We start from the raw sequence: 17325 nt of genomic DNA, 5'->3' as shown, positions 1-17325 counted from the left end.
CAGGATGGTATCTTGAAGCCCGAAGCCCACCCGTCCGTTTGGGGGCTCGCGTTTTAGCCTAGTTTGCTTTTCCGACCGATTCGCCTTCGACCAGCTGTACGTAGATCCGTTCCTGCTCGACCGGCCGGCCCTCGATCATTTTCAGCAGCTGTTCGGCGGCGAGCGCTCCCCACTTGCGTTTGGAGTAGTCGATCGTGGCCAGCCGGGGCTGCATGTACTGCGCGAGCTCGATATTGTCGTAGCCGACCACGTGCACGTCTTTTCCGATCTGCAGGGCGGTCTGCGTCCTTAAATAGTCGCACAGACCGATGGCCATCTCGTCGTTCAGGCAGAAGACGCCGACCTGACCCTCCCGGGCAGCCTCGGCGATCCGCGGTCCCGCGGCATAGCCGGACGCCTTGTCGAAGGCGCCCGGAATCTCCTCGAGGCTCGCCTCCGGCGCGCGTTCGACCGCCTGCCTGACCGCCCGCATCCGCTGCTGCGCGTCAAAGGCCGACTCGGGCCCGCCGACGGCGCAGATCCGGCTGAGTCCCTGACCTAGCAGATGCTCCACGGCCAGCGTCGCGCCCGCTTTGTTGTCGAGCAGCACCTGATTGACGTTGGGATGATCAAGCTCGCGGTCGAGGACGACCAGCTTGTGCCCGCGGTCCGCATAGCCGATCAGCTCCTCGTCGGCGAACGTCGCGTCGAGGATGATCGCCCCGTCGAACGCCCGCTCCGGGATCATCCGGTGCGACCGGCGGCCGCTGCAGACGATGAGGTCGTAGTCTCTGCGATTCAGCTCTTCTTTAAGACCGAACAGCAAGTCCCCGTAGAAGTGGCCGCTAAAATCCGTCAGGAAGACGCCGACGAGCATCGTCTCCCGTTTCTTCAGCATGCGGGCGGCCCGGTTGGGTACGTAGCCAAGCTCGTCCGCGATGGCCTGGATGCGATCCGCAGTCTCCTTTGTAATCCGGTCGCTGCCGTTCAGTGCGTACGATACCGTGGAGATCGAGACCCCCGCCGCGCTCGCGATATCCTTGATGCTGACCAAGCTTTTCCGCTCCTTTCCCCGAAGCTATGATTTGCAGAAGCAATAGATTGGAGAAGCTATAATTTACGAAAGTCACGAAACGAGAAATTCATTTTCTGCGAAACGTTTCAATTATGTGAAATCAGGCCGGAAAGCCGCTCGCAAAAGCCCTTTACCATTCGTCATTCTCTAAATTTATCTGAAATCGGCGCCGTAATCAACAGAAAATATAGGGTTTGACGCCTGCCGAAAGCGGAATTATACTATCCGTAGAAACGTTTCGATAAACCGTTATCATCCTAGAAAGAGGGTTATATAAAATCATGTCCCCAGAAAAGCTGCCCCTGCACGTCTACCTTGAACGGATGACGCTGGACGAGAAGATCGCCCAGCTGATCCAGCTTGCCGTCCCCTTCTTCGAGGGCGCTTCGGAGGCCGGCCTGATCACCGGTCCGATGGCTTCGCTCGGCATCGGCGAGGATACCGTGCATAACGCCGGATCCGTGCTCGGCATGGCCGGCGCGCAGGAGACGATCAACGTCCAGCGCAAGCATCTCGAGCGCAATCGCCTGGGCATTCCGCTCCTCATGATGGCCGACATCGTGCACGGCTTCAAGACGATTTTCCCCGTGCCGCTCGCCATCGGCTGCTCGTGGGACCTCGCGCTCGCGGAGCGCAGCGCGGAGATCGCCGCCAAGGAAGCGTCCGTGTCCGGCGTTCACGTCACGTACGCCCCGATGGTCGACCTCGTGCGCGATCCCCGATGGGGGCGGGTCATGGAGTCGACGGGCGAAGACCCGTATTTGAACGCGCTGTTCGCGAGAGCGTTCGTCCGCGGGTTCCAGGGCAACGACTTGTCGGGCGATCCGGACCGGGTCGCGGCCTGCGTCAAGCACTTCGCCGCCTACGGCGCAGCCGAGGCCGGACGCGACTACAACACCGTCGACCTGTCGGAGCGCCAGCTTCGCGAGTTCTACCTGCCCGCATATAAAGCTGCGCTCGACGAAGGCTGCGAGATGGTGATGACGTCGTTCAACACGGTCGACGGCGTTCCGGCCACCGGCAACGTGCCGCTCATGCGGAAGCTGCTGCGGGAGGAATGGGGCTTCGACGGCATCCTCATCTCCGACTGGGGCGCGGTCAAGGAGCTGATCGCCCACGGCATCGCCGAGGACGAGCGCGAAGCCGCGCTGAAGGCGATGAAGGCCGGCGTCGACATCGAAATGATGACTTCGTGCTACGCCAAGCATTTGTCCGAGCTCATCGAAGCCGGCGAAGTGGACGCGGCGCTGATCGACGAAGCGGTCATGCGCATCCTGCAGCTCAAGGACAAGCTCGGTCTGTTCGAAAATCCGTACCGCGCGGCCGATCCCGAGCGCGAGCGGGAAATCGTATTCAGCGACGAGCACCGCGCGGCTGCGCTGGAGCTGGCGCACAAGTCGTGCGTGCTGCTGAAAAACGACGGCGTCCTGCCGCTCTCGCCTGCGCGTAAGGTGGCGGTCATCGGTCCCTTCGCCCGCAATGGCGATCTGCTCGGGCCTTGGTCGTGGACCGGATCGCAGGACGCGGTCGTCCGCGTATCCGAAGCGATCCGAGCCAAGGCGGCGGCTCCGGGCGCGGTGACCGTCGCCGAAGGCTGCGGCATCGAGTCCGACTCGACCGAGGCGCAGCTGCTTGAGGTCGCGGCCGCTGCGCAGGACGCCGACGTCATCGTGCTCGCGCTCGGCGAGCACTCCGACATGAGCGGCGAAGCCGGCTGCCGGGCAGACATCCGCCTGCCGGAAGCGCAGCTTGCGCTGATCCGCCGCGTCAAGACGTTCGGCAAGCCGGTCGTGGCCGTGCTGTTCAACGGACGGCCGCTCGACCTGCACGGCGTCATCGACGAAGCGGATGCCGTGCTTGAGGCATGGTTCCCCGGCTCCGAAGGCGGCACGGCGGTGGCCGACCTGCTCTACGGCGACGCCAATCCGTCGGGCCGCCTGACGATGTCGTTCCCGCACAGCGTCGGCCAGGTGCCGGTGTATTACAACGCCTTCAACACGGGGCGTCCTCAAGGCGCGCCGGACGCGCAGGTCCGCTACGTGTCCCAGTACCTGGACATCCCGAACGAGCCGTTGCTGCCGTTCGGCTACGGCCTGGGCTACGCTTCTTTCGAATACAGCGAAGCCAAGCTGTCCGCGGACGTGATCACGCCGGATGCGCCGATCACGGTCACCGTGCGCGTCACCAACGCCGGTCCGGTACCCGGCGTCGAGACCGTCCAGCTCTACGTCCGTGACATCGCGGGCGAGGTCGTCCGGCCGGTCAAGGAGCTCAAGGGCTTCCGCCAAATCAAGCTGCAGCCGGGCGAGAGCGCCGAGATTGCGTTCGAGCTGAGCGAGAGCCAACTGCGGTATTACCACGCGGACCTCACGCTCTCAAGCGACGCCGGTGCGTTCCTCGCGAGTGTCGGCCCGAACAGCCGCGACGTCGCGTCGCTGCCGTTCAAGCTCGTCAAGTAAATAAAGGAAAGCCCTCGGAGCGCGCTTTGAGGGCTTTCCTTTGCAGAAATTATGGGCTACGCTGAAGTTTCGGGCCGGGAGTTGCTGCCTGCTTCGAGCCGACGGCTGAGCCGAAGCAGGCAGCAAGCGCGCTCGGTACCGCCAACCGATTGCCCCCGTACGGCGGGCAATCGGCGTAAAGCTGCAACACCCAACCGATCTCGGCCTTTGAGTAACATTTTCTTTATATGGTGCACAAGTGTGAGCGGTTACTTAAGAGCGGTAGTGTAGGCGTGGGTATGGCGCTGGATGGCGGGCTTTGCGGGGGAGAGGCTTTCGGCAGGCACAATCATTGTGCCAGGAAGATTATAGCGGAGCTTTCTTCCGCTATCGGCCCACCGCGGCGAGGATACTCGCCTCTTAGCGGAACTTTCTTCCGCTATCGGCCCAGCGCGGCGGGACTGCTCGCCTCTTAGCGGAACTCTCTTCCGCTATCGGCCCACCGCAGCGTGGCTGCGCACGTCTTAGCGGAACTCTCTTCCGCTATCGGCCCAGCGCGGCGGGACTGCTCGCCTCTTAGCGGAACTCTCTTCCGCTATCGGCCCACCGCGGCGGGATGAACAACATTTCATCACGCCGCACCGGCTCTGTCTGCTCGCAGCCCGCTGCGGCAGCCCCGCCGCCAGCCGCAGCAGCAAAAAAAAGCGCGCCCGGCTCCGCCGGACGCGCCTTTACTACCTGTTACTCTTTGACGGCGCCGATGACGATGCCTTTGACGAAGAAGCGCTGCAGGAACGGGTACACGATCAGGATCGGCAGCGCGCCGATGAAGATCTGGGACGCCCGCAGCGTGCGCTGGGACAGGCCCGCGATCGCGGCCGGGTCGAACTTGGTCATGTCCGCTTGCACGATGATTGTCTGCATAAAGCTGGCGAGCGGCAGCTTGGCTGCGTCCTTCATATAGATGAGGCCGTCGAAGTAAGCGTTCCAATGGCCGACCATCGTGAACAGCGACACCGTCGCCAGCGACGGCAAGGAGATCGGCAGATAAACGGACCAGAAGGTCCGCACGTGACCTGCGCCGTCGATGAACGCCGCCTCTTCGAGCTCCTTCGGCACGGAACGGAAGAAGTTGAGGAGCAGGATGATGTTGTAGACGGCGACCAGGCCCGGCAGGATGAGCGCGAACAGGTTATTGATCAGATGCAGCTTCAGGATCAAAATATAGCTTGGAATAAGCCCGCCCGGGAACAGCATCGTGACGACGAAAAACCACAGATACGCGTTGCGCGCGCGGAATACCCGCGTGTCCTTGGACAGCGCATACGCGGCGATCGCGTTCACGAGCATGCCGAGCGCCGTGCCGAGCACCGTCCGCTCGATGGAAATCCAGAGCGACTTGAGGAAGTTGGCGTTGCGGAACGTCTTCTCGTAAGCATCGAACGTCAGCCCCTTGGGCCAGAGCGTGACCAGCCCCGCGTTGGCCGCGGCGCTGGAGCTCAGGGATACCATCAGCAGGTGGAACATCGGCAGGAGGCAAAGGATCGCGATCGCGAGCAGCACCGTATTGTTGAATGCGCTGAACACGCGGTAAGACAGCGTTTTATGATACACGAGGCAACACCCCTTTCTAGAAAATCCGGTATCCTGCAAACTTATAGGCAAGCCGGTACGAGAACACGATAAGGATGAGACTGATCACCGACTTGAAGAAGCCGACGGCCGTCGCGAAGCTGAATTGTCCGCCCAGGAGGCCTTCGCGGTAGACGAACGTGTCGATGATGTCGCCTTGCTGATAGATCATCGGGCTGTACAAGTTAAACACCTGGTCGAAGTTGGCGTTCAGGACGTTACCCATCGCCAGCGTCGCGACGACGATGAGGATCGGCAGCAGCGACGGCACGGTGATGTTGAGCGTCTGCTTCCAACGGGAAGCGCCGTCGACCTCGGCTGCCTCATACAGTGCCGGGCTGATGCTGGACAGCGCCGCGAGGAAGATGATCGTGTTGAAGCCGAACTCTTTCCACACGTCGCTCACGATGATCGTGATGCGGAACCACGTGCCGTCGCCGAGGAAGAAGATCGGCTTGATGCCGAAAGCGTTCGTCAGCAACTGATTGACGATACCCGTCTGGCCGAGCACGTCGATCAGAATGCCCGACAGCGTGACCCAGGACAGGAAGTGAGGCAAATAAACGAACGTCTGGATCGAACGCTTGAGCCCCATTTTGCGCACCTCATTCAGCAGCAGCGCGAACAGGAACGGCACGATCAGGTTCAGGACAACCTTCGAGCAGGCGAACAGCAGCGTGTTGCCGATGATCTTGACGAAGTAATCGTTGGTGAACATGTAGTGGAAATGCTTGAACCCGACCCACGGCGAGTGGGCGAACCCGAGCCTGGCCTTGTAGTCCTGGAATGCCATGACGTTCCCCAACATCGGGACGTAGGAAAAAATAAGAACGAGCAGGACGGCCGGCAGCACCATGAAGTGAAGCGTCCACGGTTGCTTGTAGCCGCGTTTTCTGTCCTTGAGCTCGCGCGCTGCGGATTTGGATGTATTTGCTTCCATAGCTCTCCCCCGTTTGCGGATCGATTGATGGGCACAGAGCGAACCCTTGTTAAGCCATAGTAGCAACCGGAAAGGCCTTACAACTATAAGACATTGTTAGGATCGATAGGGTTTTGTTAAGCAATTGGAGCCGAGGGGGAACGCGCGTATGCGCTGGAATATGGATGTCGGGCCTGCGATGAAGGGCGGGCCGCTGAAAATGAGCATGTTCGCCAAATACACGGGACTGATCGTCGCCCTGTTTATTCCGATCGGCATCGTGTTCGCCTACGCCAACAACGTCGCGAACCGCGTCATCGGCACGGAGATGCGGGCCTCGAACATCAGTCAGCTGTCGTTCCTCTCGAGCCAGATCGACTCGCGAATCAACCAGACGATGGACTTCGTCTTCACATTTTCCAAGGATCCGAACGTCCAGAAGTTCAACGGGCTCGGCGTTTGGGACGACCAGTACGACCGGATGCAGACGAAGTACATGCTGCAGGAGAAAATGGAGCTGCAGTCCGGCATCGTGACGATCTGGCCGGTCGAGTTCACGGTGTATTCGCAGGTGCACAAGGAAGCCGTGACCAACTCGAGCACGGACGCCCCGTACGACGAAGCGTATCTGGCGCGCAACCTGTCGGGCAATTGGATTTACGACGATCAGGCGCCGGCTTCGGGGCAGGCGAAGGCTTTTCGTTGGCTTTATACCGATTCGTTCGGACAGCAGAACAAGCTGACTGGAAGCAATCTGGTCGTACAAGCGAGCTTCGGTCGGGAAAACATACAGAATATGCTGGACACGTACAAGGAAGGCGGTCAGGGGGATCCGTTGTTCTACTATAAGGGCCGCGCCCCGATCCCCAATCGTACGTCGTCCGCCAAGCTTGCCACGGAGGTCCGATCTTACCTGGACGGGCTGAGCCTGGGCGACACGATGCAGCAGACGATCCGCCTGGACGGAGACAGCTATCTGGTCAGCCTCGTGAAGTCCCCGCTGCTCGGCGGCTATCTCGTCGACATCGCGCCGCTCGACCAGGTCCTGGGCCCGATCTCGTCGAGCCGCAACCTTTTTTACCTGTCGATGCTGCTGTTGTTCCTGTTCGGCACCTTTATCTCGGTTCTGCTCTACAGGGATGTGCAGCGTCCGATCGTAAAGCTCATCGGCGGCCTCAAAAGGGTCCAGCGGGGCGACTTCTCGGCGCGCATCGATGCCAAGGCGAACGGCGAGTTCACGTTCCTGTTCTACCGGTTCAACGATATGTCGCGGCAGATCGAGGGTCTCATCGAGAACGTGCTGCAGGAGCGGATGCGCGCCCAGGAAGCGACGATGAAGCAGCTGCAGGCGCAGATCAACCCGCATTTCCTGTACAACTGCCTCGGCTACATGATCAACATGGCGCAGATGAAGGAGAACGACGCCGTCGTCGCGATGGGGTACAACCTCAGTGCCTATTACCGATACATCACGCGGATGGAAAAGGAAACGGCTAGCCTCGCGGAGGAAATGAAGCTGATCGTGAACTATCTGGACATCCAGAAGCTGCGCAACGGCCGGATTCACTACACGATCGACGTGCCGGAGGAGATGCTGGCCCAGCAGGTGCCGCGCCTGATGCTGCAGCCCCTTGTCGAAAATGCCGTCATCCACGGCGTCGGCAAATCGTTCGCCTCGGGCGAGATTCGCATCCGCGGGGAAATGTCGGACGGCCTCTGCCGCATCTTCGTCGACGACGACGGACCGGGCATGGATCCGGAGCGCCAAGCCCTGTTGAACCAGCAGCTGACGGGCCCGCTCGAGGAAGACATGGGCGCAGGCCTGTGGAATACGAACCAGCGCATCGTCCAGTGCTTCGGCAAGCGATCGAGCCTTCACTTTACGCAATCGGAACTTGGCGGCGTCCGCTCGGAGATCGTCTGGGAGATGCCGAAGCCAGCGCCATGACTCATATCCCAGGGAACCGGACAAGGAGTGCTATCATATGCAATTGCTCATCGTAGACGACGAAGCGCACTGGGTGGACAATCTGTCCATGCATAAGCCCTGGCACACGCTCGGCATCGAGCAAGTCCACAAGGCGTATTCCGCGCGCGAGGCGCTCCAGATTATCGATACGCACCCGATCGACATCGTCATCTCGGACATTATCATGCCCGAAATGACCGGCGTCGAGCTCATCGGGAAAATTAGGGAGTATGACAAGCGGATCAAGTGCATCATCCTGTCCGGGCATGCGGACTTCGATTATGCCAAGGAAGCCGTCCGCAACCATGCGGTCGACTATCTGCTCAAGCCGCCGACCGACGAGGAGCTGTTCGGCGCCGTCCGTACGGCGATCGAGCAGCTGAACGCGGAATGGGAACGGGTCAGCTCGATGGAGCGGACGCAGTTCGCCCTGCGCGAGAATTTGCCGATGCTGCGCGGCCAGCTGCTGCTGGGCGCCATCCGGGGTGAGCGCATATCTGCCGAGGAGTGGACGCGCAAGCTGGACACCTATGGACTGCCGTTCCGCGACGGGAACTGCGCGCTCGCGCTCGTGCGCCTGGAGGACGAGTTCGATCCCTACCGGAACAACGGCCAGCATCTGCTCGAGTATGCGATCACCAATATTGCGGAGGAAATCTTCGGCGAGTTCATGGAGGTATGGAGCGTCAAGGAGGAACACGGCTATCTGGCGTTTCTGCTGCAGCTGAAGCAGGGCGCGGCCGTGGACCGGCCCGACCTGCTGCTCGAGAACCTGGCCATGCAGGTGCAAGCCAAGGTGAAGCAGTATCTGAAGGGCTCGCTGTCCGTCGTCATTACGGAGCCCTTCAGCTTCCCGGGCGAGCTCGCGGAGCAATACCGCCAGGCGTCCTCGTACTTCCGCCGGATCGTCGGCGACGAGCGCGAGTTTGTTATGAAGGTCGACCCGGCGGAACGGCCGGCCTCGCTCGAGGCGCTTGAGATGCTGCATCGGCCGCCGGTCCTCCTCCATCTCCTCGAAGCCGGGAGATGGGACGCCGCGGGGGAGAAGCTAGCCGCCGTATTCTCAGAGCTGGAGGACAAAGGCTCCGAATCCTGGGAACACTGCATGGAGGTCGGCTTCGCGATCTCGTCCGCCTTCATGCATCTGGCGCACCGCGGCGGCAAGACGCTGGCCGGCCTGCTCGGCGGAGACGGCGAGCTGCCGCAGCTGGGGGAGACGTTCGCCTCCATCGGCAAGCTGCGGAGGTGGTCGCTCGCGGCGCTCGCCCGGCTGCGCGAGGGCGCGGCCGACGACGCCCATGACGCGCGCTCGCACTACGTGCAGAAGATTCAGGCCTACGTGGACGCGAATCTTCACCTCGACGTCTCGCTGCGCGCGCTCGCGGATCACGTCAATTTGCATCCGACGCATTTGTCCAAGATCTACAAGCTCGAGACCGGCGAGGGCATCAGCGATTATGTCGCCGCACTGCGCATGAGCCGCGCCTGCCACCTGCTCAAGTCGACGGACAGGAAGGTCTACGAGATCAGCACGGAGATCGGCTATCTGGATCCCGCGTACTTCATCAAGGTGTTCAAGCGGCAGTTCGACGTCACGCCGCAGGAATACAGGGAGCGTCATTGAAACGTTTCGCCAACAGCCTAACAGAGTCCTACGAAAACTAATATCGCCATATGGAAGCCCTCCCCTAACGATTGGTACAGTTAACACATGCAGTCATCACGACATAGTGGGGGATAAAATATGGGTAAATTCAAGAAGTCCTGGCTCGTGCCCGCGGCCATGTCGGTCGCCATGCTGGCCGGCTGCTCGAGCAACGGGAACGGCAACAGCGCGGCAAGCCCGTCCGGCGCGGCATCGGGCGCCAGCGCAACCGCATCGTCCGAGCAATCCGTAGCGGACAAGGCTTTTGCAGCAGGCAAGTACGATCCGGCGATCGAGATCAGCACGATCCTCATGCCGACGACGTACTCGAACGGCGACACCAAAGAGAACAACGTTCACGACCGTTGGATGCTCGACACGCTCGGCCTCAAGCTAAGCAAGGATACGTGGTATCCTGCCGGCAGCGACCAATATAAGCAGCAATTGCAGCTCGCCCTGACCTCCGGAGAGAAGCTGCCCGACTTCATCATGGTGCCGACCGACTCGGTACTGACCAACCAGCTGATCGACTCCGGCGAATTTATGCCGATCGACGAGCTTTTCGACAAGTACGCCAACAAGATCTGGAAAGACCACGCCGCTCAGCACCCTGAGCTGTGGTATCCGTTCACCAAGGACGGCAAGCACTGGAACCTGCCGATCCTCGAGTATACCGACAACGACGACACGCTGCTCTGGCTGCGCGAGGACTGGATGGAAAAGCTCAACCTTCAAGCGCCGAAGACGATTGCGGATCTCGAGAACATCATGGATAAGTTCAAGAACCAGAACCCCGACGGCCTGGCGCCGAAGGACGTCTACCCGCTCGCCATCTCGCTCAAGAACAACACGAACACGTGGATGGGCGGCCTCGACTGGCTGTTCGGCGCGTACGGCACGATCGAAGAGCAGTGGAACAAGGACGCGGACGGCAATCTCGAGTACGGCTCCGTGAACCCGGGCGCGAAGCAAGCGCTGGCGAAGCTGCAAGAGTGGATGAAGAAGGGCTACATTCACCCGGATACCGCACTGTGGGACGAAGGCAAGTCCGCCGAGATCTGGACCAAGGGCAATGCCGGCGTGCTGCCTGGAGCGAACTGGGTGCCGGACTGGCCGGCGCCGGACCTGCTCAAGAACGTGGCAGGCGCGAAGTACAAGGCTTATCCGGTACCTGCGGGTCCGGACGGCAAGATCGGCACCAAGTGGCAGAACTCCGGCGTCAACAGCAGCTTCATGGTCAACAAGAACGCCGCGCATCCTGAAGCGATTCTGCTGTACTACAACTACATGCTGGACAATCTGGCCAACCCGCCTGCAGGCAGCCCGTACGAGCACGGCTTCGCCAAAGGCTACGACTGGGATATCGTCGACGGCCAGCCGACCAGCGACTCGGCCAAAATCAAGAACTATAACGACAAGTTCCCGTTCATCACCGGCCCGGCGCGCATTCCGGACCTGTACATGAAGACCCTCGTCAAGCTCGCCGACGGCGCCACGCCGGAGACGCCTTACGAGAAGCAGCAAGCCGAGTCCCGCAAGCCGGAAAACTGGTACGCAGCGAAGGTCGTCATGTCGCAGATCGACGTCCGCAAGCAGAACTACTTCACCGGCGCCGCGACGCCGACCATGATCTCCAAGTGGAATCTTCTGCGTCAATCCGAGCTCGAGACGTTCAACAAGATCATCTACGGCAAGCTGCCGATCGACGCGTTCGACACCTTCGTCACCAGCTGGAAGGCGAACGGCGGCGAACAAGTCACCAAGGAAGTCAACGATTGGTTCAAGTCGGTATCGCAATAAGGCGGATCGGCGTGAAAAGCAGGACGGCACGAGAGCAATCTCGCGGCCGTCCTTTTTTACGTTCGAAAAATGGCGAAAATGCGCGAATAAAACCGGATAACGATATATCATTTTGCCAAAATATATTATAATTTTTAAGGTGCATCCAATATTTTCATAGGTTACATGGCTGGCCAAGGCATTGACTGAAAGGAAGTGCAAGCGGTTAATCAGCGCTAGATACAGCATTCAGGCCAATTTAAGCTGGGAGACGATGCGAAGCAGATGGGTTATTCAACATGGAAAAAGACATCAAAACGTATGCTGCGGATGTCCGTTATGTTTTTGGTCTGCACGGTTGTTTACGCCTCGCTGATCGGAAATTTCGGGACCAGAATTTATGCAGAATCCGCTCCGCCGTCGTTTGACGAACAGCCTCAAGATGCAACGATCAATGCGGGCCAGGACACTTCCTTTACCGCATTGGTGAGCAATTCTGGCACTCTTCAATGGCAAGTGGATACGGGCTCAGGCGCCGGCTTTGAGGATATTGACGACGCAGCGCCTTACGGCGGCGTGAATTCGGAAACGTTGTCCATTACCGCCGCGACGATCGGCATGAGCGGCTATAAGTACCGGCTTGTGGCGAGCAATGATGTGTCTACAGTAGAATCGGACGCCGCGACCCTGACCGTAAATTCGGCGGATGATGCCCCGCAGCCTACGATTACCTTGCAGCCGGCCGACCATACGATGAATGTTGGCGATCATGCCAGCATCACGCTGGAAGTCAAGGCGCAAGTTAGCGGGGACGGGGGTTTAACCTATCAGTGGTACAGAAGCGACCCTGTCAATGGCATCTTCGCGCTTTCGGGCAAGATAGACGCTTCACTGACAGTGCCTACGACGAGTGCCAGCGAAAATTACTATTATGTCGTCGTCACCAACAAGGACACATCGGTTCCGGGTAACCAGACCGCATCGGTGACCAGCCGTACGGCCAAAGTCAAAGTAAACGCGCTGGCGGGGGCGGCGACGCCTAAAATCGACACCCAGCCGACAGCCGATACGGTGATCGACCAGAACGACAGCGTGGTTTTGCACGTAGAAGCCAGCTTGAACGCGGGCGACAGCGGTACGTTAAGCTACCAGTGGTACAGGAGCGATAGCGCCAGCGCCGATAGCAGCGTACAACTCGGCGGGAAGACCAGCGACTCGTTTACCGTACCGACCGGGGGTTCCGGCGTATTTTATTATTTTGTCGTCGTGACGAATACGGACAATTCGGCTCCTGGCGACAAAACCGCATCGGTCGCCAGCGCGGTAGCCAAGGTCACGGTGAACGCGTTGGCCAACGCTGCGCCGCCAACCATCGGTACGCAGCCGGCAGACGATACCGTCAATGTCGGCGACAGCGTCATCCTTCACGTAGCCGCGAGCGGCTCAGGCTCGTTAAGCTACCAATGGTATCGAAACGATAGCGACAGCAACGCCGGAGGCTTCCAGCTGGCGAACGCAATCGGCAACTCGTTTACCGTACCTACAGGATCCGCAGGCGTGAATTATTATTACGTTATCGTCACCAATACAGACGACTCGGTGGCGGGTACAAACACCGCGTCGGTCGCCAGTACCGCAGCCAAAGTAACGGTGAAGGCATTGGACAATGCTACGCCGCCTACCATCGGTACGCAGCCGGCAGATGAATCGGTTGATGCCGGCGACAGCGTCGTCCTGCACGTAGTCGCAAGCGGCACGGGCTCGTTAAGCTACCAGTGGTACAGAAACGATAGCAACAGCAACACTGGAGGCTTCCCGCTAAACGGCGCGGTCGGCGACTCGTATACCGTGCCGACTGGAGCCGCAGGCGTCAATTATTATTATGTCGTCGTCACTAACGCCGACAGCTCGGTGGCGGGCACGCAAACCGCATCGGTCGCCAGCAGAGCGGCCAAAGTAACGGTGAACGGGCTGGATGATGCCGAATTACCGATCATCGGCACGGAGCCGGCAGACGATACGGTAGACGAAGGCGGCAGCGTCACCTTGCATGTAGCTGCTGCCTTGATCGGAAGCGGCCAGCTGAGCTATCAGTGGTACAGAAACGATAGCGACAGCACCATCGGCAGCTCGCAGATTATGAATGCGACCGGCACCTCGCTTACCGTGCCGACAGCGGCTGCAGGCGTAACGTATTATTACGCCGTCGTGACGAATACTGACCTTAATGCACCAGGCAACAAGACCGTATCGGCCGCCAGCCGTATCGCCAAAGTAACGGTGAATGCGCTGGAAAATGCCCAGGCACCCGTCATCGACACCCAGACGGCTTCTGATCAGACGGTAAATGAGGGAGACGTGCTCACGCTGAACGTGACGGCTCGCTCCACCGATGGCGGAACGCTGACTTACCAGTGGTATCGGGTAGACGACGAATTCGGCAACGTAGCAGTCAACCAGGCAACGAATGCTAATTTTAACGCACATTCTGCGGTGGCTCCCGGACATGCCTTTGAAGTGTATTATTATTATCCGGTCGTGACGAATACGAACAATGACGTTCCCGGTATCACGTATGCTTCGGCGACCGGCGAAGTCATTAAAGTAACGGTGTACGCGAACGCGGAAAAACCCGTTTTCCTCACGCACCCGAAGAAACAGACGGTGAATGAGGGCGGCAGCGTAACGCTGAAAGTGGAGGCAACCGTACCGGTCACCGGCGTATTAACCTACCAGTGGTACCGCAACACGACAAACAGCACGACGGACGGCACGCTCATCCCGGGCGCGACCGACGGCGAATACGCGGTACCGACGGACAGCGTCGGCGTCACGTATTATTATGCGGTAGCTACGAACACGGATCCTACGGCTCTGGGCTACAGGGTCGTCTCGGCGACCAGCGGCATAGCCAAAGTGACGGTAAAAGCGCTCACGTACAGCATTACTCCCATCGCCGATCAGACCGCAACCGAGCTGGTCCAAGGCTACGCCTCCGGGACGCAGCAGACCCGTACGGTTGAGATTGCCAATACCGGCACCGGCCGGTTGGCGAACCTCGCCGTATCGCTGAGCGGGGAAAGCGCAGAAGATTTTATCCTCACGCAGCCCGCCTCGACGCTGGAGAGCGGCGCACCCGCTGCCAGCTTCACGATTGTGGCGAAAGACGGCTTGGCCGCGGGAACGTACACGGCTACGGTCACGATCAAGGCCGAGCATTTGGCGGACGTGACGTTTACGGTGAAACAGGTCATCCATGAACCGGCGCTCACGTACAGCGTTGCTCCGATTGCGGATCAGACCGCAACCGAGCTGGTCCAAGGCTACGCCTCCGGGACGCAGCAGACCCGTACGGTCGAGATTGCCAATACCGGCACCGGCCGGTTGGCGAACGTCGCAGTATCGCTGAGCGGGGAAAGCGCAGAAGATTTTATCCTCACGCAGCCCGCCTCGACGCTGGAGAGCGGCGCACCCGCTGCCAGCTTCACGATTGCAGCGAAAGACGGCTTGGCCGCGGGAACGTACACGGCTACGCTCACGATCAAGGCCGAGCATTTGGCGGACGTGACGTTTACGGTGAAACAGGTCGTCCATGAACCGGCGCTCACGTACAGCGTTGCTCCGATTGCGAATCAGACCGCAACCGAGCTGGTCCAAGGCTACGCCTCCGGGACGCAGCAGACCCGTACGGTCGAGATTGCCAATACCGGCACCGGCCGGTTGGCGAACCTCGCAGTATCGCTGAGCGGCGAAGGCGCCGAAGATTTTGTCCTCACGCAGCCGTCCTCGACGCTGGAGAGCGGTGCACCCGCTGCCAGCTTCACGATTGCAGCGAAAGACGGCTTGGCCGCGGGAACGTACACGGCTACGGTCACGATCAAGGCCGAGCATTTGGCGGACGTGACGTTTACGGTGAAACAGGTCGTCCATGAACCGGCGCTCACGTACAGCGTTGCTCCGATTGCGGATCAGACCGCAACCGAGCTGGTCCAAGGCTACGCCTCCGGGACGCAGCAGACCCGTACGGTCGAGATTGCCAATACCGGCACCGGCCGGCTGGCGAACCTCGCAGTATCGCTGAGCGGCGAAGGCGCCGAAGATTTTGTCCTCACGCAGCCGTCCTCGACGCTGGAAAGCGGTGCGCCCGCTGCCAGCTTCACGATTGTGGCGAAAGACGGCTTGGCCGCGGGAACGTACACGGCTACGGTCACAATTAAGGCCGAGCATTTGGCGGACGTGACGTTTACGGTGACCCAAGTCGTCAAGGCTCCGGAGGCCGTGTATACGGGGAACGGACAACCCGCTTCGACAAGCATCGAAGTGTTGGTAAACGGCAAAGCCGTGTATGCGGGCACTGCGACCACAAGCCAAATCGACGGGCGAACGGTCACTACCGTGACCCTGGATCCGCAGAAGCTCGCCGAGAGGTTGGCAGCTGAAGGCACGGGCGCTGTAATTACGATTCCGGTCGCTGGCGCATCGGATCGCGTCGTAGTAGCGCTCGACGGTCAAGCCATTCAAAATCTGGAGCAGAAGCGCGCTGTAATCGAACTTCAGGCCAAAAACGCCGTTTACAGCCTGCCGGTTCAACAATTGAACTTCAGCTCCGCAATCGCGCAACTAGGCACGAATATCGATCTGCGGGACGTTAAAATCCAGATCGAGATCTCCTCGCCGACGGCTGACGTGGCCAAGATTGTCGAGAACGCGGCGGCCCGCGGCAGCTTCTCGTTGGTCGTACCGCCGATCACCTTCACAGTCAAGCTCGCCTATGGCGATAAGACCGTCGAAGTCACGAAGTTCAACACCTACGTCGAACGTAAAATTGCCCTGCCTGAGGGCACCGACCGTTCCAAGATTACCACGGGCATCATCGTGGAGCCGGACGGAACGGTGCGTCACGTACCGAGCAAAGTAACGACGATCGACGGCAAGGATTATGTCGCGATCAACAGCCTGACCAACAGTACCTATGCAGTCGTATGGAACCCGCTTCAGTTCAGCGACGTCGCTTCCCACTGGGCTAAAGACAGCGTGAACGACATGGGATCGCGCATGGTCATCGGGGGCACGGGCGACGGCTTGTTCAGTCCGGATCGCGACATCACCCGCGCCGAATTCGCGGCGATCATCGTTCGCGGGCTGGGGCTCAAGCTGGAGGATGGCGCGACGCCGTTCTCGGATGCTGGCGCATCGGGCGGATACAGCAGCGCGATCGGCACCGCTTATGCGTACCATTTGATCAGCGGCTTCGAAGACGGCACCTTCCGTCCGGATGCCAAGATCACGCGGGAACAAGCGATGACGATTATCGCCAAGGCGATGAAGGTAACGGGCCTTAACAGGGATCCAGGTGCCGTGGTTACCGAAGATGCATTGCTGCCGTTTGCAGATGCCGCCACCGTTGCGCCGTGGGCGATCGACAGCGTCGCCAGCAACGTCCAGGCGGGGCTGGTTAAGGGCAGAACCCTCACTAGACTGGATCCGAAGGCTTATATCACCAGAGCCGAGGTTGCCGCAATCGTGCAGCGACTGCTTCAAAAGTCCGATCTAATCTAAAACATTCTCGAACATGGGGCTGCCCCCAAGTCATATCCTTTGACTTGGGGGCGGCCTCTTTACTTTTGCGCGGTTCTCTAGGTCAACGCAACGCATCTAGCGGATCCGTGCACGGGTCAACTGTTAATCAAAGTCAACACGCTTCGGCGCAGGGAAAGCACTTCGGCGCACGCTCGCGATTCCGGCGATCAAGCGCTGCCCGAGGAAAGCACTTCGGCGCACACACGCGACTCCGACGGCCAAGTACTGCTCACGGAAAGCACTTCGGCGCATGCAGGGGACTCCGGCACTCCGCCGCAGCAGCGAATCCCCCTAAACAAGCTAAGATTT

Annotated in this window: 8 protein-coding genes; 5 read left to right on the top strand and 3 right to left on the bottom strand. The window is 59.9% G+C overall.

The window, feature by feature from the left end:
* Positions 1 to 58: 58 nt before the first annotated feature.
* Positions 59 to 1033, bottom strand: a complete 975-nt coding sequence (locus ACFSR7_RS17185) for a LacI family DNA-binding transcriptional regulator (protein ID WP_378163606.1) — start codon at positions 1031 to 1033, stop codon at positions 59 to 61.
* Between the two features lie 302 nt (positions 1034 to 1335).
* Here ACFSR7_RS17185 and bglX point away from each other — a divergent pair, with 302 nt between their 5' ends.
* Positions 1336 to 3513: a beta-glucosidase BglX gene (gene bglX / locus ACFSR7_RS17180; RefSeq protein WP_378163605.1), complete on the top strand. Its 2178-nt coding sequence runs from the start codon at positions 1336 to 1338 to the stop codon at positions 3511 to 3513.
* Positions 3514 to 4233: 720 nt separating this feature from the next.
* On the opposite strand, the gene ACFSR7_RS17175 is transcribed toward bglX, so the two are convergent.
* Together ACFSR7_RS17175 and ACFSR7_RS17170 are read right to left on the bottom strand one after the other, a co-directional pair.
* On the bottom strand, positions 4234 to 5106 hold the full coding sequence (locus tag ACFSR7_RS17175) for a carbohydrate ABC transporter permease (RefSeq protein ID WP_378163604.1): 873 nt from the start codon (positions 5104 to 5106) through the stop codon (positions 4234 to 4236).
* A 16-nt stretch (positions 5107 to 5122) separates the two neighbouring features.
* Positions 5123 to 6064, bottom strand: coding sequence for an ABC transporter permease (locus ACFSR7_RS17170; RefSeq protein WP_378163603.1), 942 nt, complete (start codon positions 6062 to 6064; stop codon positions 5123 to 5125).
* A gap of 148 nt (positions 6065 to 6212) precedes the next feature.
* Between ACFSR7_RS17170 and ACFSR7_RS17165 the strand changes: the two genes are divergently transcribed.
* The 4 genes from ACFSR7_RS17165 (at position 6213) to ACFSR7_RS17150 (ending at position 16995) form a co-directional block, all read left to right on the top strand.
* Positions 6213 to 7991: a sensor histidine kinase gene (locus ACFSR7_RS17165; protein ID WP_378163602.1), complete on the top strand. Its 1779-nt coding sequence runs from the start codon at positions 6213 to 6215 to the stop codon at positions 7989 to 7991.
* A 37-nt stretch (positions 7992 to 8028) separates the two neighbouring features.
* Complete coding sequence (locus ACFSR7_RS17160; protein ID WP_378163601.1) at positions 8029 to 9636, top strand: response regulator; 1608 nt, start codon at positions 8029 to 8031, stop codon at positions 9634 to 9636.
* Positions 9637 to 9756: 120 nt separating this feature from the next.
* Positions 9757 to 11457, top strand: a complete 1701-nt coding sequence (locus ACFSR7_RS17155; protein ID WP_378163600.1) for a type 2 periplasmic-binding domain-containing protein — start codon at positions 9757 to 9759, stop codon at positions 11455 to 11457.
* Positions 11458 to 11721: 264 nt separating this feature from the next.
* The gene (locus ACFSR7_RS17150) at positions 11722 to 16995 is read left to right on the top strand and encodes an S-layer homology domain-containing protein (RefSeq protein WP_378163599.1); all 5274 of its coding nucleotides are present in this window, start codon (positions 11722 to 11724) and stop codon (positions 16993 to 16995) included.
* The last annotated feature ends 330 nt before the right edge of the window (positions 16996 to 17325 follow it).

Source organism: Cohnella sp. GCM10020058, assembly GCF_042683485.1.
GTDB lineage: Bacteria > Bacillota > Bacilli > Paenibacillales > Paenibacillaceae > Cohnella.
This window is presented reverse-complemented; position numbering and strand designations above follow the sequence as displayed.